The 19,014-nt window shown below is 63.0% G+C and carries 23 protein-coding genes and 1 tRNA gene; 3 read left to right on the top strand and 21 right to left on the bottom strand.

The window, feature by feature from the left end; all coding sequences use genetic code 11:
• Positions 1–28 precede the first annotated feature (28 nt).
• Positions 29–892 (bottom strand): SAM-dependent methyltransferase, encoded by an 864-nt coding sequence (locus tag F3J17_RS26115; RefSeq protein ID WP_167065914.1) that lies wholly within the window; start codon positions 890–892, stop codon positions 29–31.
• A gap of 383 nt (positions 893–1,275) precedes the next feature.
• On the opposite strand from F3J17_RS26115, the gene F3J17_RS26110 reads away from it, so the two are divergent.
• Positions 1,276–1,596, top strand: a complete 321-nt coding sequence (locus F3J17_RS26110) for a DNA-binding protein (RefSeq protein WP_167065911.1) — start codon at positions 1,276–1,278, stop codon at positions 1,594–1,596.
• 149 nt (positions 1,597–1,745) lie between these two features.
• Here the strand turns inward: F3J17_RS26110 and F3J17_RS26105 are convergent, their stop codons facing one another.
• On the bottom strand, positions 1,746–2,903 hold the full coding sequence (locus F3J17_RS26105; protein ID WP_167065908.1) for a class I SAM-dependent methyltransferase: 1,158 nt from the start codon (positions 2,901–2,903) through the stop codon (positions 1,746–1,748).
• Positions 2,904–3,029: 126 nt separating this feature from the next.
• Here F3J17_RS26105 and F3J17_RS26100 point away from each other — a divergent pair, with 126 nt between their 5' ends.
• A complete protein-coding gene (locus F3J17_RS26100) occupies positions 3,030–5,450 on the top strand; it encodes an Eco57I restriction-modification methylase domain-containing protein (RefSeq protein WP_167065905.1) in 2,421 nt (806 codons plus the stop codon).
• On the opposite strand, the gene F3J17_RS26095 is transcribed toward F3J17_RS26100, so the two are convergent.
• The 8 genes from F3J17_RS26095 to F3J17_RS26060 form a co-directional block, all read right to left on the bottom strand.
• Positions 5,416–5,491: transfer RNA gene (locus tag F3J17_RS26095), tRNA-Thr, on the bottom strand. The two genes, F3J17_RS26100 and F3J17_RS26095, sit on opposite strands and share 35 nt — an antisense overlap.
• An 18-nt stretch (positions 5,492–5,509) precedes the next feature.
• Positions 5,510–6,004, bottom strand: coding sequence for a ClpXP protease specificity-enhancing factor (locus tag F3J17_RS26090; RefSeq protein ID WP_167065901.1), 495 nt, complete (start codon positions 6,002–6,004; stop codon positions 5,510–5,512).
• Between the two features lie 100 nt (positions 6,005–6,104).
• Positions 6,105–6,716 carry a glutathione S-transferase N-terminal domain-containing protein gene (locus F3J17_RS26085; protein ID WP_027797364.1) on the bottom strand — a complete coding sequence of 204 codons (612 nt, stop codon included), beginning with the start codon at positions 6,714–6,716 and terminating at the stop codon, positions 6,105–6,107.
• 114 nt (positions 6,717–6,830) lie between these two features.
• Positions 6,831–7,556 (bottom strand): cytochrome c1, encoded by a 726-nt coding sequence (locus F3J17_RS26080; RefSeq protein ID WP_167066032.1) that lies wholly within the window; start codon positions 7,554–7,556, stop codon positions 6,831–6,833.
• A 75-nt stretch (positions 7,557–7,631) separates the two neighbouring features.
• The gene (locus tag F3J17_RS26075) at positions 7,632–9,029 is read right to left on the bottom strand and encodes a cytochrome bc complex cytochrome b subunit (protein ID WP_167065898.1); all 1,398 of its coding nucleotides are present in this window, start codon (positions 9,027–9,029) and stop codon (positions 7,632–7,634) included.
• A complete protein-coding gene (gene petA, locus F3J17_RS26070) occupies positions 9,029–9,649 on the bottom strand; it encodes a ubiquinol-cytochrome c reductase iron-sulfur subunit (protein ID WP_167065895.1) in 621 nt (206 codons plus the stop codon). The genes F3J17_RS26075 and petA overlap by 1 nt, the downstream gene beginning before the upstream one ends.
• Positions 9,649–9,933 (bottom strand): hypothetical protein, encoded by a 285-nt coding sequence (locus tag F3J17_RS26065; RefSeq protein ID WP_167065892.1) that lies wholly within the window; start codon positions 9,931–9,933, stop codon positions 9,649–9,651. The genes petA and F3J17_RS26065 overlap by 1 nt, the downstream gene beginning before the upstream one ends.
• 1 nt (position 9,934) lies before the next feature.
• Entirely contained in the window at positions 9,935–10,681 is a 747-nt protein-coding gene (locus tag F3J17_RS26060; protein WP_167065889.1) for a Nif3-like dinuclear metal center hexameric protein, read from the bottom strand.
• Positions 10,682–10,700: 19 nt separating this feature from the next.
• Between F3J17_RS26060 and F3J17_RS26055 the strand changes: the two genes are divergently transcribed.
• Positions 10,701–11,918 (top strand): Do family serine endopeptidase, encoded by a 1,218-nt coding sequence (locus F3J17_RS26055; protein ID WP_167065869.1) that lies wholly within the window; start codon positions 10,701–10,703, stop codon positions 11,916–11,918.
• Between the two features lie 94 nt (positions 11,919–12,012).
• On the opposite strand, the gene tatC is transcribed toward F3J17_RS26055, so the two are convergent.
• From tatC to hisB, 11 genes are all read right to left on the bottom strand, one after another.
• Positions 12,013–12,792, bottom strand: coding sequence for a twin-arginine translocase subunit TatC (gene tatC, locus F3J17_RS26050; protein ID WP_167065866.1), 780 nt, complete (start codon positions 12,790–12,792; stop codon positions 12,013–12,015).
• 80 nt (positions 12,793–12,872) lie between these two features.
• Positions 12,873–13,463, bottom strand: a complete 591-nt coding sequence (gene tatB / locus F3J17_RS26045; RefSeq protein WP_167065863.1) for a Sec-independent protein translocase protein TatB — start codon at positions 13,461–13,463, stop codon at positions 12,873–12,875.
• 57 nt (positions 13,464–13,520) lie between these two features.
• Positions 13,521–13,763 carry a Sec-independent protein translocase subunit TatA gene (gene tatA, locus F3J17_RS26040; RefSeq protein WP_167065860.1) on the bottom strand — a complete coding sequence of 81 codons (243 nt, stop codon included), beginning with the start codon at positions 13,761–13,763 and terminating at the stop codon, positions 13,521–13,523.
• Between the two features lie 203 nt (positions 13,764–13,966).
• Entirely contained in the window at positions 13,967–14,335 is a 369-nt protein-coding gene (locus F3J17_RS26035) for a histidine triad nucleotide-binding protein (RefSeq protein ID WP_167065857.1), read from the bottom strand.
• Between the two features lie 36 nt (positions 14,336–14,371).
• Positions 14,372–14,764 (bottom strand): DUF4870 domain-containing protein, encoded by a 393-nt coding sequence (locus tag F3J17_RS26030; RefSeq protein WP_144272492.1) that lies wholly within the window; start codon positions 14,762–14,764, stop codon positions 14,372–14,374.
• 112 nt (positions 14,765–14,876) lie between these two features.
• A complete protein-coding gene (locus tag F3J17_RS26025) occupies positions 14,877–15,245 on the bottom strand; it encodes a phosphoribosyl-ATP diphosphatase (RefSeq protein ID WP_167065854.1) in 369 nt (122 codons plus the stop codon).
• Positions 15,242–15,655: a phosphoribosyl-AMP cyclohydrolase gene (hisI, locus tag F3J17_RS26020; protein WP_167065851.1), complete on the bottom strand. Its 414-nt coding sequence runs from the start codon at positions 15,653–15,655 to the stop codon at positions 15,242–15,244. The genes F3J17_RS26025 and hisI overlap by 4 nt, the downstream gene beginning before the upstream one ends.
• A 3-nt stretch (positions 15,656–15,658) precedes the next feature.
• Positions 15,659–16,432 carry an imidazole glycerol phosphate synthase subunit HisF gene (gene hisF / locus F3J17_RS26015; RefSeq protein WP_167065848.1) on the bottom strand — a complete coding sequence of 258 codons (774 nt, stop codon included), beginning with the start codon at positions 16,430–16,432 and terminating at the stop codon, positions 15,659–15,661.
• 202 nt (positions 16,433–16,634) lie between these two features.
• Positions 16,635–17,387 (bottom strand): 1-(5-phosphoribosyl)-5-[(5-phosphoribosylamino)methylideneamino]imidazole-4-carboxamide isomerase, encoded by a 753-nt coding sequence (gene hisA / locus F3J17_RS26010; protein ID WP_103706908.1) that lies wholly within the window; start codon positions 17,385–17,387, stop codon positions 16,635–16,637.
• Positions 17,388–17,558: 171 nt separating this feature from the next.
• Positions 17,559–18,200 carry an imidazole glycerol phosphate synthase subunit HisH gene (gene hisH, locus F3J17_RS26005; RefSeq protein ID WP_167065845.1) on the bottom strand — a complete coding sequence of 214 codons (642 nt, stop codon included), beginning with the start codon at positions 18,198–18,200 and terminating at the stop codon, positions 17,559–17,561.
• Between the two features lie 170 nt (positions 18,201–18,370).
• Positions 18,371–18,964 carry an imidazoleglycerol-phosphate dehydratase HisB gene (gene hisB, locus F3J17_RS26000; protein ID WP_167065842.1) on the bottom strand — a complete coding sequence of 198 codons (594 nt, stop codon included), beginning with the start codon at positions 18,962–18,964 and terminating at the stop codon, positions 18,371–18,373.
• Positions 18,965–19,014 lie beyond the last annotated feature (50 nt).

Raw genomic sequence — 19,014 nt, 5'->3', positions numbered from 1 at the left:
CTGGCCCTTGAGGCGAGCTTAAGCGGAGTTAGCTCGCGTCGGTCGTTTCGGCGGCCGGCTCGCCTTCATCGGAGAAGAAACGCTCGCGCAGTTCGGCAAGCCCGAAGGTATCGAGGATTTCGTTGAGCCGTTCGGTCGGACGGCGGCGCGGCAGATCCTTGTACTGGGCGATGATCAGCTCGTTTTTCATCGAGTGCTCCCAGCCCACCAGCTCCGTCACGCTGACCTGGTAACCGTGCGCCTCCAGTTGCAGGCAGCGCAGCACATTGGTGATCTGGCTGCCGAATTCGCGCGTATGCAGCGGATGGCGCCAGATTTCCGTGAGCGCCTGCCCCAGCGACTTGCCCTTGTTCCGCCGCAACACCCCCGCCACTTCCGCCTGACAGCAGGGCACCACCACGATATAGCGCGCCTGCTTTTTCAGCGCGAAGCGCAGCGCGTCGTCGGTGGCGGTATCGCACGCGTGCAAGGCCGTGACGATATCGACCGTCGGCGGCAGTTCTGTCGACGTGGTCGAATCGGCCACCGACAGATTCAGAAACGACATCCCGCCAAAACCCAGTCGCTGCGCGAGTTCGCGAGAGCGCACAACCAGCTCATCGCGCGTCTCAATGCCGAAGATATGCGACTTGTCGCGCAGTTCCTTGAAAAAGAGATCGTAGAGAATAAAACCAAGGTAGGACTTGCCCGCACCATGATCGACGAGCGTCACGTCGCGGCCATCCTGCTTGAGATCTTTAAGCAGCGGCTCGATGAACTGGAACAGGTGATAGACCTGTTTCAGCTTGCGGCGGCTATCCTGGTTCATCTTCCCGTCACGGGTGAGGATATGGAGCTCCTTCAGAAGCTCGATCGACTGGTTCGGACGGATTTCGTAAGTCTTGCTGGACATCGCGGCGGCTTTAAAAGAGAAGCGTCTCTTGTCGCCCTACGTGCGGTAGGCGACGGAACGACGCAAATATATCTGTCATTTTACGGAAAAAGCACGAAGAGGCCGCCAGCCCGAGCGGCTCATTCATACAGTTGGAGCATCCGGCACGCTGACCCACGTCCGGATGGCAGGGAGGGGTTGATTAAAACAGACACTGCACGGCGCGGTTTGCGTCATGCCGATGTCCAGAAAGGACCGTTTTTGGGGCGCGACACGCCGGCAAAGTACCGGCAATGCGCGCATGGGAGATCGCTGACGGATGAGCCGGCAGCGATAAATCAGGTACGTCGCAGAAACCGTTGCGCGAGACGCACGGAGCTGCGCGACCGTGCATGGGGCATGCAATGAACACGAAACCCGACGGTAACGCTGAGCAAAAATTCCAGGAAATGCTGGCCCGACTCGTAGAGGTGCCCGAGTGGACCGAAAAGCAGCAACTGGAGCTGGAGATGGCGCGCGACATCTCGGTCGAGATGCTGCGGCTGGCCGAAGATATGCGCGATGGCGCTTCAGATCTGGAGGCCTGCCTGATCCTGCTGAAATACGCCAAGGTGCTTGATTTCGTGATGTCCGCTCTGGCCGCGCGCCGGGACATCAAACCGCAAACGCTGCGGGTGATCTTCAAGCTCGCTGGGCTGCGCGTCGACGAGGCCTATCCAGGTTGAAACTCACTGAATCTGCCTGAATTTGCCTCTAGCGCGTAGCCGATCCGAGGCCGGCCCGCGCGCTGATCGACTTTTCTCACTGCGCCGCCGTTTAAAACCGGCGGCGTTTCGCTTTTTTGCACCGGCGGTTCAGGCGCTTCGAACCCCCATTACTCGCTACGCGCCTTGAGTCGCCACAAGGACGTGACTTCGGCTGCGCGCGCCTGGTGCAGCGGATCGGACGGATCGCTCGCCTTAGGATGGCGCGGGCGAATGTCCTCGCGCCCGGCGACTTCGAGCCCCGCCTGCGCGATCATCTCCATCAACGCTTCGCGCGTGCGCAAACCCAGATGCTCGGCGAAATCGGACAGGATCAGCCAGCCTTCGCCGCCTGGCTCCAGATGATCCTTGAGCCCGTCGAGGAAGCCGCGCAGCATGCGGCTGTCCGGATCGAACACCGCGTATTCGATCGGCGAAGCGGGCCGCGCAGGCACCCACGGCGGGTTACACACGACCAGCGGCGCACGCCCCGGCGGGAAAAGATCGGCTTCCATCACCTTGACCTGCTTGCCGAAGCCGAGCCGATCGAGGTTTTCGCGCGCACAAGCGAGCGCACGCGCGTCCTGATCGGTGGCGACGATCTGCTTCACGCCCCGCCCGGCCAGCACGGCCGCAATCACGCCGGTCCCGGTGCCGATATCGAATGCTTTTTCCACCGAAGGCAGCGGCACGCGCGCAATCAGATCGAGATATTCCCCGCGCACCGGCGAGAACACCCCGTAGTAGGGATGCACGTGCGCGCCGCCCAACGCGGGAATCGCCACGCCCTTCTTGCGCCATTCGTGCGCGCCGACCAGACCGAGCACTTCGCGCAGCGAGACCGCAGACGGCTCGCCGTCCGGTGCGCCCCACGCCTCTTCGCACGCGAGCTTGACGTCGGGCGCGCGGCGCAGCGCGATCGAATAGTCGCCTTCGAGCGGCAGCAGCACCATCCCGAGCGTGCGCGCGCGTTGCGACTGCGCCTGGCGATGCAGGTGGAAGGCTTCGAGCGGCGTGGCCGGCGCCGCGCCTGGCCCTTTGGGCGCGCCCTTGCGTGGCTTGCGCTCGGCGCGGCGCGACATGGCCAGCAGCAACTGACGCGCGTTCTGGAAGTCGCCGCGCCACAACAGCGCAGTGCCTTCGCAGGCGAGACGGTAGGCGTCGTCAGCCGTGGTGCGGTCGTCGGCGACGACGACGCGCTTCGGCGCGGGTGTGCCCGCCTCCGAACGCCAGCGCACGGTGCGGGGGCCGTCCGTGTCAGGCCAGCTCAAGGTGGGAAAGTCGGTCATAAGTCCTGGATGCTTGATGGGCTCGCCATGACGGCGCGCCTCGGATGCGGCGCCATCTTATAGCAGAGACGGGTCCTGTGTTCGGCGGTAAAGTCGGCGCCAAGTCTGTCCCGCCAGCGTCCCGACATGATCGCGCGGCGGCGGGCGAGCGTCGATTCGACCGGACGGCCTAAGCCGGTTGGCACAGGCCATCCCAGTAGAATGACCGCCAGGCCGCGCATCGGCGCTACACAACAGAATATGTCAGAGACGAATCCGACGACTTGCCAGTTACCCGCGCGCAAGCAAAGCGTACGCGAGCGTGTGGGCGATGCCCGTAACGGACTCGACGCGACGTTTTACGCGGGGCTGCTGCGCGTCGTCGGCGTGCGGGAACAAGTCGAGCGCGGCAAACCCGTCGTGGTCCGCAACGCGCCGGATGAACGTCGTCCCGACGCGTTGATCGAGCGCGCGATCGCGCAACTCGAGGCGTCCGGCACTCATGCCCCCGAAGCGGTGTTTCATGCGGCATTGCAGCTTTGCATCGCGTGGATCGGGCGCACGGTGCTGTCCAAGCTGCAAGAAGCGCGCATGCTCGCGCTGCAGGAACGCTGTGCGAACGAGCGGATCGCGACGCCATGGGCGCTATTCGAATTCCCCGATCTTGCCGGATTCTTCGATGCCTACGAATTCGCCGGCGAGACCGCCGCTCTCGGCCTGATCTTCGAAAGACTCAACGGCTATCGCGATGGCGCGTGGTACACGCCCGAGCGCGTGGCGCGGCTGCTCGCCGACGAGGCAGTCACGCGCGCCGTGCTCGGACGCTTCAACACGCTAAAAAACTGGCAATGCGCCACGCTCGATCAGCTATCCGAACGAATCGATGACCACGCCGAGGCGCGCGCGATTCTCGCCGGATTACGCGTCTGCGATCCAGCCGTAGGGACTGGGCATTTGCTGGTGTGCGCGCTGGACACACTGATGGCGATCAAGTCGAAACTCGGTCTGCTCGCCGACATCGATAGCGACGCCGCGCTCTATCGCGAAAAACGCACCATCATCGAGCAGAATCTCTTCGGCGTGGATATCGATGCCCACGCGCTCGGTCTCGCGCGCCTGCGTCTGACGTTCGAACTGCTCGCTCACGCCGGCTACGACGACGAAGGCCGATTCAGCGCGTTGCCAGATTTCGCCGCGAATCTCAAGCAAGGCAACGCGGTGCTGGCCAGCATCGCCGATGAGCCGCACGCGAGCGACGACTTCTCGTGGCGGCGCGCATTCCCGGGTGTTTGCGATGCGCAAGGACGCTTCGCGGGCTTCGATGCCGTCATCGCGAACCCGCCGTATATCGACTCCGAACGCATGATCAATGAAGGCCAGAAGCCGCTGCGCGAAGCGCTAGCGCTTCGCTGGCCGAGCGCGCGCGGCAACTGGGATCTCTATATTCCGTTCATGGAACTGGGCCTCACCCTGCTCGCGCCGCACGGCGCAATGGCCTGCCTGACGCCGGACAAGTGGCTTGCGCGGCCCTTCGGCGCTGCGTTTCGGGCACGCCATCTGGGCAAGATCGAACGCATCGTCACACTGGGCCGCGACGTGTTCGAGCGCGCGCTGGTCGACTCGATCGTGACGGTTTATCGGCGGGCGGGTACGTCGACAATCGACACCGCGCGGCTGGAGGCGATCTCGCTCACGCCACTGGCAAGCGTCGACAAAAGCGACCTCGAAGCGCCCTTTACACTCGACGCCCTGCTCTCGCCTCACCATGCTTTCGTGGACCGGCTCACGCGCGGGCATCCGACGCTCGGCGCGCTGCTGCGCTGTGAAAACGCCTGCGCGACGGCGGATGCGTATCGTCTCGCTCCGTTGATCGACGAGGCGCGCGAGCGCTTCGACGCTACGCGCGATTACCGCGTGGTGAACACCGGGACGCTCGGCCGCTACGTCTCGCGCTGGGCCAGCAAGCCAATGACCTATCTGGGCCGCCACTACGCGCAGCCGATCGTCGAACGCGTGCGCTTCGAAGCGGCGTTCACGAATGCTTATCGCGCAAAAACCGCGGCGAAAAAGGTGATCGTCAAAGGCCTTACGCATCTGCACGCGACGCTCGATCTCGCCGGCGACACGCTGCCCGGCAAGACAACGCTGATCCTGCGCAGCGACGACGAAAACCTGCTGAAGTTCGCGGCCGCCGTGCTGAACTGTCCGCTTGCGGGTTTTGTGACGCGCGCGCGCTTCGGGGCGTCGAGCTACAACGGCGGCGTGGCGTTCACGAAGGCGATGATCGATGCGCTGCCCGTGCCTCAAGACGCAAGCATTCGCGCAGGCATCGCGCGCAAGGTCGACGAGGTGGCGAGCCTGATGCAGATGGGCGCGCAAGCGCAAGGCGAAGCGTTGGCCCGCGAAATCGACCACGCGCTGTATGCGGCCTACGGCTTGAATGACAGCGACATCGCGCTGATCGAAGCCAAAAACGCGCGCAAGAACGAAAAAAGGTTACAGCTTTTAGGCTGTAACCCTTTCTCGAATATTTTGGTGCCGGCTGCAGGACTCGAACCCGCCACCTGATGATTACAAATCAACTGCTCTACCAGATGAGCTAAGCCGGCGTAGCCCGTGATTCTACTTCATTTCACGATCTTGAGGTGACCCTTACTGCTCTTTGCTGCACCTTCGTCGGCTTTTTCAGGTGCCGATGCGGCGGATTCGTCCGCACCGGCTTCCAGAGGCTCGACTTGCGCGGGACCGGCCGGCACATCTTCGTGCTCGTCCTGCGCGGAAGGCAGCACATCGTTCGCGTCGCCTGCGGGCGCTTCGACCGGGAACGCCATGCCTTGGCCGTTCTCGCGCGCGTAGATCGCCAGCACGTTCGAAACCGGCACTTCGATCTTGTGCGACTTGCCGGAAAAGCGCGCATTGAACTCGATCATCTCGTTGCCCATCTGCAGCTGGCTGGTGGCCTCGAAGCTGATGTTCAGGACGATCTCGCCGTCGCGCACGAACTGGCGCGGCACGCGCGTGCGGTTGTCGACCCGCACCGCGATATGCGGCGTAAAGCCGTTGTCCGTGCACCATTCGTACAGTGCGCGCAACAGATACGGCTTGGTGGAAATCTCTTGCATCAACAATCCTCTGAAGAGGCGGCGCGCGCAGACGTTGCGCGCGCACCCCTTATTGCAACTGCGACAACAGCGGCGGCTGACAGCAGCGGCTGAAGTGGCCTTAGCGGCGCATCACCTTTTCCGACGGCGTCAGCGCTTCGATGTAAGCCGGACGGCTGAAGATGCGTTCCGCGTACTTCATCAGCGGCGCGGCGTTCTTCGACAGTTCGATGCCGTAGTGATCCAGACGCCACAGCAGCGGCGCGATCGCGACGTCGAGCATCGAGAACTCTTCGCCCAGCATGTACTTGTTCTTGAGGAAGATCGGCGCGAGCTGCGTGAGGCGGTCGCGGATCGCCAGACGGGCCTTCTCGTGGTTCTTCTCGGCGGCCTTGCCCTTCTCGTTTTCGAGCGTGCTGACGTGCACGAACAGTTCTTTCTCGAAGTTGAGCAGGAACAGGCGGGCGCGCGCGCGCTGGACCGGGTCAGCCGGCATCAGCTGCGGGTGCGGGAAGCGCTCGTCGATGTACTCGTTGATGATGTTCGATTCGTACAGAATCAGGTCGCGCTCGACCAGAATCGGCACCTGACCATACGGATTCATCACGGCGATGTCTTCCGGTTTATTGAACAGGTCGACGTCGCGGATTTCGAAGTCCATGCCCTTTTCGAACAACACCAGCCGGCAGCGCTGGGAGAACGGGCAGGTAGTGCCGGAGTACAGAACCATCATGATTTACATTTCCTCAATAAACCCAAAAGGCCAGCGGGCGAAAACACCGCCCGACGGTCGCGAGACCGTCAGGCGGTGTGTCGTCATACCGGCCCCACGTCGGTCAGGACGTGCCTATTTGATATCTTTCCAGTACGCGGCGTTCAATCGCCACGCGAAAAAGCTCAGGACGCCGAGAAACAGGAGCACCCAGACCCCAAGCTGCTTGCGGGTGCGCTGCTCCGGTTCGGACATCCAGCCGAGGTACGCAACCAGGTCGGCCACGGCAGAATCATAATCTACCGGCGAAAGCTTCCCCGGCGTGACCTGTTGGTACCCCACAAACCGGCGGACCTTTTCCCCCGTTTCTTCATCCACCGTGTCTTCGAACTTCGCCGTGCGCACGCCCTGCAACTGCCAGAGCACGTGCGGCATGCTCACGTTCTCGAACACCATGTTGTTCCAGCCGGTCGGGCGCGTGTCGTCGCGGTAGAAGCTGCGCAGATACGTGTACAGCCAGTCGCGCCCTTTGGCGCGCGCCTCCACGGAGAGGTCCGGCGGCGGCACGCCGAACCACGACTTGGCGTCGTCCGGGCGCATCGCGATGGACATCGTGTTGCCGACCTTGTCCGTCGTAAACAAGAGATTATCTTCGATCTGCTTCTGCGGAATGCCGAGATCCTGCAACCGGCTGTAGCGCATCAGATTCGCACTGTGGCAGTTCAGGCAATAGTTTACAAACAATTGCGCGCCGTGTTGCAGCGAAGCAAGATTTTCGCCGTTATCGGGAGCGCGGTCGAGCGGAATGTTTTCCTGAGCCATTGCCGATCCGACCCCGAACAACAGCGCGCACGCCACCATCAAGCCCGTACGGACGCTCGCCCGTGCGAGCGTCGAAAAGAGAGATTTCATCATCATGTCTTCCTCGCTCGCTGGTTAATGGGGCTTGAAGTGCACGCGCTCGGGCGGCTGCTTGAAGGTGCCAAGCCGCGTCCAGAACGGCATGCCGAGGAAGAATGCGAAGTAGACCAGCGCGCAGATCTGCGCAATCAGCGTGGCCGCGGGCGATGGCGGCCGCGTGCCGAGGAAGCCGAGCGTCAGGAACGCAAGCACGAAGATGCCGAGGAAAACCTTGTGGAAGAACGGCCGGTAGCGGATCGACTTCACCGGCGCGCGGTCGAGCCACGGCAGGAAGAAGAGCGAAATCACCGCCGTGCCCATCACCACCACGCCCCAGAACTTCGATTCCGTGAACGCCATCGCCAGGATCACGAGCACCGCCAGCACCGGCAGTCCCGCGCGCCACTTGCCGCGCGCGCGCAGCAGCGCGAGCACGCCCAGCAGACCGATCACGATCATCAGCACGATCTTGAAGGGGTCGGTGGTGGCGCGCAGCATCGCGTAGAAGGCCGTGAAGTACCAGACCGGCGCGATTTCCGGTGGCGTCTGCAGCGGGTTCGCCGGGATGAAGTTATTGGCTTCGAGGAAGTAGCCGCCCATTTCCGGCGCGAAGAAGATGATCGCCGCGAAGATCATCAGGAAGATGCACACGCCCATGAAGTCGTGCACGGAGTAATAGGGATGGAACGGAATGCCGTCGAGCGGAATGCCGTTCGCGTCCTTTTTCTCCTTGATCTCGATGCCGTCGGGGTTGTTCGAGCCCACTTCGTGCAGTGCGACGATATGCGCCACCACCAGCCCCACCAGTACGAGCGGAATCGCGATCACGTGGAAGGCGAAGAAGCGGTTGAGCGTGACGTCGGAGACCACGTAGTCGCCGCGAATCCACAGCGACAGGTCCGGGCCGATGAAGGGAATCGCCGAAAACAGATTCACGATCACCTGCGCGCCCCAGAACGACATCTGGCCCCACGGCAGCAGGTAGCCGAAGAACGCTTCGGCCATCAGGCACAGGAAGATCGCGCAGCCGAAGATCCACACCAGTTCGCGCGGCTTGCGGTACGAACCGTAAAGCAGCCCGCGGAACATGTGCAGATACACCACCACGAAGAACATCGACGCGCCCGTCGAGTGCATGTAGCGGATCAGCCAGCCCCACGGCACCTCGCGCATGATGTACTCGACCGACGCGAACGCGAGCGTCGCATCGGGCTTGTAGTTCATGGTGAGGAAGATGCCGGTGACGATCTGGTTCACCAGCACCAGCAGCGCCAGCGAGCCGAAGAAGTACCAGAAGTTGAAGTTCTTCGGCGCGTAGTACTCGGAGACGTGCGCCTTCCACGTCGCCGTCATCGGAAAGCGCTTGTCGATCCAGCCCACGAGGCCGGACGAGCTGGACGTGTCCACCACTTCCTTTTCGGTTCCCGTAGCCATCACGCTTCTCCTTTTTCGTCCTTGCCGATCACGATCGTCGTCGCTGACGCGAACATGTAGCGCGGGATGTCGAGGTTCTGCGGCGCGGGCTTGTTCTTGAACACGCGGCCAGAGAGATCGTAAGTGGAGCCGTGGCACGGGCACAGGAAGCCGCCTGGCCAGTCGTCGGGCAGGTTGGGTTGCGCGCCTTCCTGGAAGCGTGGCGTCGGCGTGCAGCCCAGATGGGTGCAGACGGCGACGGCCACGAGGATGTTCTTGTGCTCGGGTCGCGAGCGGTATTCGTTCTGGCAGTACTCGGGCATCGGCATGGAAAACGGATGCTCGGAGTTCGGGTCCGCGAGCCCCGGATCGGCCTTCTTGACGTCGGCCATCATGCGGTCGGTGCGGTTGAGGATCCACACGGGCTTGCCGCGCCACGCGACGGTCATCATCGAGCCGGGTTCGAGCCCGCTGATGTCCGCTTCGACAGGCGCGCCAGCGGCGCGGGCTTTTTCGGATGGTGCAAACGAGCCTACGAACGGTACGACAGTGGCAACGCCTCCTATGCCACCTGCTACGGACGTCGCAATCAGCCAGGTACGGCGGCTGCCATCGACGCGGTCATTATCTTTGTCTCGCATCACATCGCCCCACTTCTGAGTTGGATTTTTCCGTCACGCCGTTGCTTACCCGCGGTGCTGCCGAACGCTAGTGTGCGCGAATGGAGTTGCCATTTACAAGGGGCGGTTACCAGAAAGCGCGCGAAGTCCTTGATATCTCGGGGTTTTCCCCGAAGAAACGGGGCCATTTTCTTTTGCTTTTGTAAATGCCCGGCGAATACGGCAATGCGCTGCGGCGCATCAATCGCTTCTCCACCGGTTAATCGGCCGAGGCGATTTGATGCGCGCTGAATGCTTTCCAGCAACTCAAACGGGATTATCGATATCGATAAACATATGCTCGATGTCGAAGGCTTCGGCCAGATGCGTGCCGACCGCCTGCACGCCATAACGCTCGGTCGCGTGATGGCCCGCCGCGAGGAACGCCACGCCGCTCTCGGCGGCCGTGTGCGTGGTCTGCTCGGAAATCTCGCCGGTGAGGTAAACATCCGCGCCCGCGTCGATCGCGTCGTCGAAGAACCCTTGCGCCGCGCCCGTGCACCAGGCCACGCGGCGGATCTGCCAGTCCGGGTCGCCCAGCACGAGCGGCGTGCGGCCGAGCGTCTGTTCGACTTCGGCGGTAAAGTGCGCGAGCGTGATCGGCATGGGCAGCGTGGCCATCCAGCCAAGATCCTGCTCGCCGAAGCGTTGTTCGCCGATCCAGCCGAATCGCGCGCCCAGTTGCGCGTTATTGCCGAACTCAGGATGGCTGTCGAGCGGCAGATGGTAGGCAAAGAGATTGAGGTCGTTGGCCAGCAGCGTCTTGAGGCGACGATACTTGCGGCCCGTGATTTGCGGCGCCTCGCTCTTCCAGAAATACCCGTGGTGAACCAGCACGGCGTCCGCGCCCCACTCCAGCGCGGCTTCGAGAAAAGCCAGCGAAGCGGTCACGCCGGTCGCGATCTTTTCCACGCGCCGCCGGCCTTCCACCTGCAGGCCATTGGGGCAGTAGTCCTTGAACCGCGAGGTTTCCAGAAGATTGTTCAGATACAATTCCAGTTCGATCCGATCCATATAATCCTCTAATCTTCAGATGCTTAGACGCTTTTGGCTGTTCTTCGCCCAGGCGGTGACGGTCCTGCTGGCGTTGATGTTCATCATCGCGACGCTCAAGCCGCAATGGCTTCAGCACCAGGGGCAACTCGGCAAGCAGCTCGCCGAACCGATCGTCGCGCTACGCGAGGTAGCGCCGGGCATCGGCGGTGGATCCGCCACGGGCTCCTACGCGGACGCCGCCCAGAAAGCGATGCCCGCCGTCGTCAATGTGTTCTCAAGCAAGGATGGGTCGCTGCCGCCCGATCCGCGCCAGAACGACCCGTTATTTCGCTACTTCTTCGGCGATAAAAACAACAACCGCAAGCAGCAGGAACAGCCTGCGGCGAACCTGGGCTCGGGCGTCATTGTCAGTCCGGACGGTTACATTCTAACGAACCAGCACGTGATCGACGGCGCGGATCAGATCGAAATCGCGCTGTCCGATGGCCGCACCACCAACGCCAAGGTGATCGGCATCGATCCGGAAACCGATCTCGCGGTGCTCAAGATCAATCTGCCGAACCTGCCCACCATCACGCTCGGCCGCATGGATCAGGCGCGCGTGGGCGACGTGGTGCTCGCCATCGGCAATCCGTTCGGCGTGGGGCAGACGGTGACGATGGGCATCATCAGCGCGCTCGGGCGCAATCACCTCGGCATCAACACGTTCGAAAACTTCATCCAGACCGATGCGCCGATCAACCCGGGCAATTCGGGCGGCGCGCTGGTGGACGTGAACGGCAATCTGCTCGGTATCAATACGGCGATTTACTCGCGTTCGGGCGGCTCGCTCGGCATCGGCTTCGCCATTCCGGTGTCGACGGCGCGTAGCGTGCTGGAAAGCATCATCACGACCGGCTCGGTCACGCGCGGCTGGATCGGCGTCGAGCCTCAGGATCTCACGCCCGAGATCGCCGAATCGTTCGGCATCAACCAGAAGTCGGGCGCGATCGTCGCGGGCGTGCTGCAGGGCGGCCCGGCGGACAAGGCCGGCATCAAGCCGGGCGATATCCTGCTTTCGGTGAACGGTGAGGAGATCACCGACACCACGCGCCTGCTGAACGTGATTGCGCAGATCAAGCCGGGCTCAGACGCGAAGGTCCACCTCGTGCGCAAGAACAAGGACATGGATCTGGACGTGACCATCGGCAAACGCCCGCCGCCGCCCAAGCAGCCCGCCAACGAAGACGGCGAAGGCGACGACGACGGCGGTTGATCCCGCTACGCTCAGCCGCACGCGCATCAAGACAAAAGGCCGCGAACGTCACCGTTCGCGGCCTTTTCTTTTGTCCTGGTCTGCGCAGCGTCGCTTAACTGGCCGCCTTGCTTTCGTCCGGTGCCTTCTCGCCGGTGCCGATGAAAATGCGCGCAGCGATGATCCCGGCCTCGTACAGCACGATCAGCGGCAACGCGAGAATCAGCTGCGAGAACACGTCCGGCGGCGTCACGACGGCGGCGATGATAAACGCGCCGACGATCACATAAGGCCGCACTTCCTTGAGCTTCTTGACCGTGACCAGGCCCATGCGCACGAGAATCACGACGACGATCGGCACTTCGAAGGTCACGCCGAAGGCGATGAACATCGTCAGCACGAAGCTCAGGTAATTGTCGATATCGGTGGTCATCTCCGCGCCGAGCGGCGCGTTGTAATGCGCCATCACGCGGAAGATGGTGGGAAACACCACGAAATACGCGAACGCCATGCCGCACAGGAACAGCGTGTAGCTGCTCGCCACCAGCGGCGCGACCAGCTTCTTCTCGTGCTGATAGAGCCCAGGCGCGACGAACGCCCAGATCTGGTAGAGCACGACGGGCAGCGCGATCACGAAGGCCACCAGCATCGTCACCTTCATCGGCACGAAGAACGAGCCGGTGACGTCGGTCACGATCATCTTGCCGTCCTTCGGCAAGTTGTTCATGAGCGGACGGGCCAGCAGCTTGAAGATATCGGGCGCCCAGTAGACGAGACCGACGAACACCACGATCACGGCGATGCCCGCGCGCATGATGCGGTCGCGCAGTTCGACGAGGTGCGAGATGAAGGTCTCTTCAGTGCCCTCGTCCTGTTTTTGTTGGGGGTCGCTCACACCGGCCCTCGGGGGTTGGAGATGGACAAGTTCGGACTCGAAAGGGGCATCGGTGCGTCAGATGGCATCAAAAAGCAGCATCAAAAGAAGCGCACCGGACGGCGCAGGCTGGCCGGCGTGTGCTGCGCGACCCGCGCCGCGCCCGACTGCACGCGCGTGCGCCGCAGCGTCGCGCGCTTGTACCAGACCGGAGCCGCGCTCTGCTTGACGCGCCAGTTCTTGCGTCTGGCGGCCGGGCCGGCGTTGCCGGAGCGCCATGCGGCGGCGCTGGAGCCATCGGCAATGCCCGGCATGCCGTCATAGCTGAGCGCAGCGCCTTCGAGCGTAGGAATGGACGTAGCAGCGGACGCGTCCGCCCCGCCCGCAATGCTCGGCGAAACGCTGGTGCCCTGATTCCAGGCGTCGTTCAGCTCGGTCTCATGCTTGTGCAGATTCTCGTGAACGTTTTTTTCGACGTTCTGCGCGGCCTGCTCGAACTCGCCCTTCATGCGGCGCAGTTCGTCCAGTTCGATCTCGCGCGTGACTTCCGCCTTGACGTCGTTGATATAGCGCTGCGCGCGCCCGAACAGGGCGCCCGCCGTGCGTGCGACGCGCGGCAGCCGCTCCGGTCCGAGAACGACCAGCGCGACGACGCCGATCAGCGCCATCTTGGTTAGACCCAGATCGAGCATGAATGGAGCTTTCCGTCAGCCTTGGGGCGAAACAAAGAGAAGAAACAACGCCCGCGCCTAGCGGTAGTCGTTCGAACGCGGAGTCTTGTCCTTGGCGTCGACATCGACCGTGCCGTCGTTCTTGGGCAGCTCACGCTTTTGTGCATCGGCGCCCGGCTCTTCGCCGTCGCGCATGCCTTCCTTGAAGCCTTTCACCGCACCGCCCAGATCGCTGCCGATATTGCGCAGTTTCTTCGTACCGAAGACAAGCGCCACGATCAACAACACGATCAGCCAGTGCCAGATGCTCAACGAACCCATGATCAAAACTCTCCTTAACCCCGACGCCGCGCGTCATGCGCAGCGAGAAAACGTTAGCGCGAGTGCGCGATGCACGCCTGGAAATGTTGCCTGTAAGGTATTTCGGCTGCGTGGCATTCTGCCCTTTTTCAGCCGCCTTTTCAGAAACGTCCGTAGCTTTCCTGCAACGGCCTGAGAATCAGCCGCCGCAATCAGCCGAACGATCAGCCCATGCGCTGCCACGGACGCGGGCCGGCCAGCAGATGCGCGTGCAGGTGGTAGACCTCCTGACCGCCGCCTGGCCCCGTATTCACGACGGTGCGAAAACCGGTCTCGCCGCCGGTATACGACACACCCAGATCCTTCGCCAGGCGCGCCACCAGCACGAACATTCTACCAAGCAGCGGAGCCTCGTTTTCACCGCAATCGGCGAGGGTCGGTATATGTTCGCGCGGTATCACCAGCACGTGGGTCTGCGCGGCGGGCCGGATATCGCGAAACGCCACGAACTCGTCGTCTTCGTAGACGCGCGTGCTCGGGATCAGGCCATCGGCGATCTTGCAGAAGAGGCAGGTGCTGCGGTCGTGACTCATGAGGCTCCCGGGCAGCCGCTCACGCCGATGCGCAGATCAGAACCACGCGCGCGGATCGGCCAGCGGCTTGTTGTCATGCAGGTACAGCCAGCCTTTGATGATACGGTAAAGCGTCCAGATTGCGACAGCCCACAGAATTGGAATGCCGATCACCACGACGAACAGCGCGATGCCGATGAGGTGCCCCGCGAGGCCGTACCAGAAGGTGCGGATCTGCCAGGTGAAATGCTGCTCGTAGGGCGTGCCTGCCGCTTCGTCGCGCTTGAGGTAGTTGATGATGATCGCCACGAGCACCGTCACGCCGCCCGTGAGCCAGTAGAACGCGTACAGACCGTAGAGGACGTGCGTGAGGGTGCGCAGACTGCGCAGACGATCCGCGTCGAGCGGATCGCGCAAGGCGGGAGGCGGGTAACCGCCGGACGTGGACATGCGTGGCGTCTCCTGTCGACAAAGGCCCGCCCGGTTGGGCGAGCCACAAAGCTTTCGACAAGCCTACCCGAAGACAGTTGCCTGAGCTCAGGCAGACGCGCCCGGCGCGTGCTTAATCGCCGCTTTCCTCGCGCTCGCGGCTCTTGCGCAGCGCCTTCTCTTCGAGGCCCGAGAGGCCTTCGCGGCGTTCGAGTTCGGCCAGCACGTCGGCGGGGCTCAGGTCGAAGTGCGACAGCGTGACGAGGCAATGGAACCACAGATCGGCCATTTCGCCGACCAGCGCCTTCGGCGCGCCACCCTGGCGCACGTCCTTGGCGGCCAGCACGACTTCGGTGGCTTCTTCGCCAACCTTCTTGAGCACCGCGTCGTCGCCCTTGTGGAACAGGCGCGCGACGTAGGAGGAGTCCGGATCGCCGCCCTTGCGGCTGTCGATCACGGCTGCGAGGCGCAGCAGCGTGTCGTTGCTATTGAGTTGCGTCATTTGTAGATGTGTTCGGGGTCTTTCAGCACGGGATCGACGGCGGCCCAGCGGCCTTCGTCGACGGTGCCTTCGAATTGCTGGAAAAAGCACGAGTGGCGGCCCGTATGACAGGCGATGCCCGACACCTGCTCGATCTTGAGCAGCACGACGTCTTCGTCGCAGTCGAGGCGGATTTCGCTCACGTGCTGCACATGGCCCGATTCCTCGCCCTTGAACCACAGGCGCTGGCGCGAACGCGAGAAGTACACCGCGCGGCGCGTCTCGACGGTCTTGGCGAGCGCCTCGCGGTTCATCCACGCGAACATCAGCACGTCGCCGGTCGCGGCTTCCTGGGCGATCACCGGCACGAGGCCGTTGGCGTCCCAGTTGACTTTGTCGAGCCAGGCAGCTTTTTCGATCGAAGTAGTCATCGCTTACATCCTTACCGAAATGCCCTGATCGGCCATGAAGCGCTTGGCCTCGCCGACCGTGTGCTGGCCGTAGTGGAAGATGCTCGCCGCGAGCACCGCATCCGCGTGGCCCTTGACGACGCCGTCGGCCAGATCCTGCAGGCCGCCCACGCCGCCCGAGGCGATCACGGGCACCGGCACGGCGTCCGACACGGCGCGCGTGAGGTCGAGGTCGAAGCCGCTTTTGGTGCCATCGCGGTCCATGCTGGTCAGCAGGATTTCGCCCGCGCCAAATTCGGCCATCTTGCGCGCCCATTCGACGGCGTCGAGGCCGGTGGCCTTGCGCCCGCCGTGCGTGAACACTTCCCAGCGCGCCGGTTCGCCCGGTGCCGAAGTGCGTTTGGCGTCGATCGCCACCACGATGCACTGCGAACCGTACTTGTCGGCCGAATCGCGCACCAGTTGCGGGTTCGCCACCGCCGACGAGTTCATGCCGATCTTGTCCGCGCCCGCGTTGAGCAGGCGGCGCACGTCGGTGACGGCGCGCACGCCGCCGCCGACCGTCAGCGGAATGAAGACCTGCGAGGCCACCGCTTCGATGATCGGCAGAATCAGGTCGCGCCCGTCGGAGGTCGCGGTGATGTCGAGAAAGGTGAGTTCGTCGGCGCCCTGCTCGTCATAGCGGCGCGCGATTTCGACGGGATCGCCCGCGTCGCGCAGTTCGACGAAGTTGACGCCCTTGACGACCCGTCCGGCGGTCACGTCGAGACAGGGGATGATGCGTTTGGGTAGAGCCATGATCTTGCCGATGTTGCCAGTCGGTTGGGATGTTTTTCGTGCGCGGCGTTAGCGCGGCGTTCGAGCAGTGCTGGCGCAGTGCCTGCATTGTCGCGCTTTGCCGCCTGGCGCGAAATTGGCGAATGTGGCGCGCATGAAACCCGCGCGCGCCAGCCGCATAAAAGCAAAAGGCCTCCGGTATCGGAGGCCCTGCTGGCGACGCTTAAGCGTCGTCGGATTCGCGCAGGCTGTCCGCGCGCGTTTGCGCCGCCGCGAAATCGAGGTCGCCCGAGTAAATCGCACGGCCGCAGATCACGCCTTCGACGCCTTCGTCTTCGACTTCGCACAGCGCGTCGATATCGGCGAGATTCGACAGGCCGCCGCTTGCGATGACCGGGATCTTCACCGCGCGCGCGAGGCGCACCGTCGCTTCGATGTTGATGCCTTGCAGCATGCCGTCGCGGCCGATGTCGGTGTAGATGATCGACTCGACGCCGTAGTCCTCGAACTTGCGTGCGAGGTCCACGACTTCGTGGCCCGTGAGCTTGCTCCAGCCGTCGGTGGCAACCTTGCCGTCCTTGGCGTCGAGGCCGACGATGATGTGGCCCCCGAACGCCGTGCACGCTTCCTGAAGGAAGCCCGGGTTCTTCACGGCAGCGGTGCCGATGATCACGTACGAGAGGCCGTCGTCGAGGTAACGCTCGATCGTGTCGAGGTCACGGATACCGCCGCCCAGCTGGACGGGGATCTTGTCACCGACTTCGCGAATGATTTCGCGAATTGCGTCTTCGTTCTTCGGCTTGCCCGCGAACGCACCATTCAGGTCGACGAGGTGAAGACGGCGCGCGCCGCGCTCGACCCAATGTCGGGCCATGGCCGCCGGTTCCTCGGAGAAAATAGTCGCCTGGTCCATATCGCCTTGTTTCAGGCGTACGCAGTGACCGTCTTTGAGATCGATCGCCGGAATCAGCAGCATAGCTATCGGGTGTTTATCTGGAATGTGGTTGAAATCAGCAGGCTTCGGCGGAAAAAAGGCCCGTTCCGACGCCGTTTCGCTAGTTTAGTACAACTCTTTCGGCGGCCTTGCTGATGAAAATCGGCCTGGGCGCACTTTGCAAGTGCGCAGACCGTCAGCGCCGCCAGTGAATTACGGGTTCCAGTGCACGAAGTTGCGGTACACGCGCAGGCCCGCGGCAGCGCTCTTTTCCGGGTGGAATTGGGTGGCGAAGATGTTATCCCGCGCCACAGCCGAGGTAAAGGCAGCGCCGTACGGCGTTTCGCCCACGGTGTGCGCCGCGTCGGCGGGCACCACGTAGTAGCTGTGCACGAAGTAGAAGTAGCTGTCGTCGGGCACACCGTCCCAGAGCGCATGCGCGCGCGACTGGCGCACGCGGTTCCAGCCCATCTGCGGCACCTTGAAGCGCGAACCGTCGTCCTGCAACTGGCCTTCCAGCTCGAAACGCACGACCTTGCCCGGCAACAGGCCCAGACCGGGCGTGTCGCCTTCCGCGCTCCAGTCGAACAGCATCTGCTCGCCCACGCACACGCCCATCAGCGGCTTGCTGCGCGACGCTTCGATCACGGCATCCTGCAGGCCCGATTCCGCCAGGCTGCGCATGCAGTCGGGCATGGCGCCCTGCCCCGGCAGCACCACGCGGTCAGCCGCGCGGATCGCTTCCGGATGCTCGACGATCTGCACGTCGGCTTCGGGAGCCGCCTGTCTCAGCGCCTGGGCCACCGAACGCAGGTTGCCCATCCCATAATCCACAATCGCAATTGAAGTTTTCATCTCGATTCAGGACCGTCCGTCCTGGCTATCTGACAGGCTCGACGACACGACTTCGCGCAAATCTCATGCGCACGTGTCGAAACCTATGAATGTACGCGTTCACGGCGCGGCATGCTCATAGCGCGCAGCGCGCGCGACCCGCACGCAGGTCTGCCGCTCAGTTGTACCGATCAACCGACCAGGCTGCCCTTCGTCGACGGAATCTTGCCCGCCTGACGATCGTCGAATTCGGCGGCCTGACGCAGCGCGCGGCCGAAGGCCTTGAACACGGTTTCCAGCTGATGGTGGGCGTTCAGGCCACGCAGATTGTCGATGTGCAGGGTCACGCCGGCGTGATTGACGAAGCCGCGGAAGAATTCGATCGACAGGTCGACATCGAAGGTGCCGATGCGCGCACGCGTGAACGGCACGTGGAATTCGAGACCCGGACGGCCCGAAAAGTCCACCACCACGCGCGAAAGCGCTTCGTCGAGCGGCACATAGGCATGGCCATAGCGGCGGATGCCCTTCTTGTCGCCGATCGCCTGGGCGACCGCCTGACCGAGCGCGATGCCCACGTCTTCCACCGTATGGTGGTCGTCGATATGCGTATCGCCATGCGCCTCGACTTCGAGATCGATCAGACCGTGTCGTGCGATCTGATCGAGCATATGGTCGAGAAACGGCACGCCGGTCTTGAGCTTTTGCTCACCGGTGCCGTCCAGATTGATTTTCACGCTGATTTGCGTTTCGCTGGTGTTGCGAACGACTTGCGCGACGCGCATGGCAATTTCCTTCAAACAGCCCGTAACAGGAGGGTTTTTAGAGAGGGCTC

The sequence above is a fragment of the Burkholderia sp. Ax-1719 genome (genome assembly GCF_011753055.1).
In the GTDB taxonomy this organism is placed as follows: domain Bacteria; phylum Pseudomonadota; class Gammaproteobacteria; order Burkholderiales; family Burkholderiaceae; genus Paraburkholderia.
The sequence above is the reverse complement of the archived record's forward strand: the minus strand, read 5'-3'. Positions and strand labels throughout refer to the sequence as shown.

Bases quoted from the DNA above. Each gene is read 5' to 3' on its own strand.
- F3J17_RS26105 (WP_167065908.1), bottom strand. From the start codon at position 2,903: ATGACCGACTTTCCCACCTTGAGCTGGCCTGACACGGACGGCCCCCGC.
- F3J17_RS26075 (WP_167065898.1), bottom strand. From the start codon at position 9,029: ATGGCTACGGGAACCGAAAAGGAAGTGGTGGACACGTCCAGCTCGTCC.
- F3J17_RS26110 (WP_167065911.1), top strand. From the start codon at position 1,276: ATGAACACGAAACCCGACGGTAACGCTGAGCAAAAATTCCAGGAAATG.
- hisA (WP_103706908.1), bottom strand. From the start codon at position 17,387: ATGCTGCTGATTCCGGCGATCGATCTCAAAGACGGTCACTGCGTACGC.
- F3J17_RS26060 (WP_167065889.1), bottom strand. From the start codon at position 10,681: ATGGATCGGATCGAACTGGAATTGTATCTGAACAATCTTCTGGAAACC.
- F3J17_RS26030 (WP_144272492.1), bottom strand. From the start codon at position 14,764: ATGTCCACGTCCGGCGGTTACCCGCCTCCCGCCTTGCGCGATCCGCTC.
- F3J17_RS26025 (WP_167065854.1), bottom strand. From the start codon at position 15,245: ATGACGCAACTCAATAGCAACGACACGCTGCTGCGCCTCGCAGCCGTG.
- F3J17_RS26055 (WP_167065869.1), top strand. From the start codon at position 10,701: ATGCTTAGACGCTTTTGGCTGTTCTTCGCCCAGGCGGTGACGGTCCTG.
- F3J17_RS26115 (WP_167065914.1), bottom strand. From the start codon at position 892: ATGTCCAGCAAGACTTACGAAATCCGTCCGAACCAGTCGATCGAGCTT.
- F3J17_RS26085 (WP_027797364.1), bottom strand. From the start codon at position 6,716: ATGATGGTTCTGTACTCCGGCACTACCTGCCCGTTCTCCCAGCGCTGC.
- tatB (WP_167065863.1), bottom strand. From the start codon at position 13,463: ATGCTCGATCTGGGTCTAACCAAGATGGCGCTGATCGGCGTCGTCGCG.
- tatA (WP_167065860.1), bottom strand. From the start codon at position 13,763: ATGGGTTCGTTGAGCATCTGGCACTGGCTGATCGTGTTGTTGATCGTG.
- hisH (WP_167065845.1), bottom strand. From the start codon at position 18,200: ATGAAAACTTCAATTGCGATTGTGGATTATGGGATGGGCAACCTGCGT.
- petA (WP_167065895.1), bottom strand. From the start codon at position 9,649: ATGCGAGACAAAGATAATGACCGCGTCGATGGCAGCCGCCGTACCTGG.
- hisI (WP_167065851.1), bottom strand. From the start codon at position 15,655: ATGACTACTTCGATCGAAAAAGCTGCCTGGCTCGACAAAGTCAACTGG.
- hisF (WP_167065848.1), bottom strand. From the start codon at position 16,432: ATGGCTCTACCCAAACGCATCATCCCCTGTCTCGACGTGACCGCCGGA.
- F3J17_RS26090 (WP_167065901.1), bottom strand. From the start codon at position 6,004: ATGCAAGAGATTTCCACCAAGCCGTATCTGTTGCGCGCACTGTACGAA.
- hisB (WP_167065842.1), bottom strand. From the start codon at position 18,964: ATGCGCGTCGCGCAAGTCGTTCGCAACACCAGCGAAACGCAAATCAGC.
- F3J17_RS26100 (WP_167065905.1), top strand. From the start codon at position 3,030: ATGATCGCGCGGCGGCGGGCGAGCGTCGATTCGACCGGACGGCCTAAG.
- F3J17_RS26080 (WP_167066032.1), bottom strand. From the start codon at position 7,556: ATGGTGGCGTGCGCGCTGTTGTTCGGGGTCGGATCGGCAATGGCTCAG.
- F3J17_RS26035 (WP_167065857.1), bottom strand. From the start codon at position 14,335: ATGAGTCACGACCGCAGCACCTGCCTCTTCTGCAAGATCGCCGATGGC.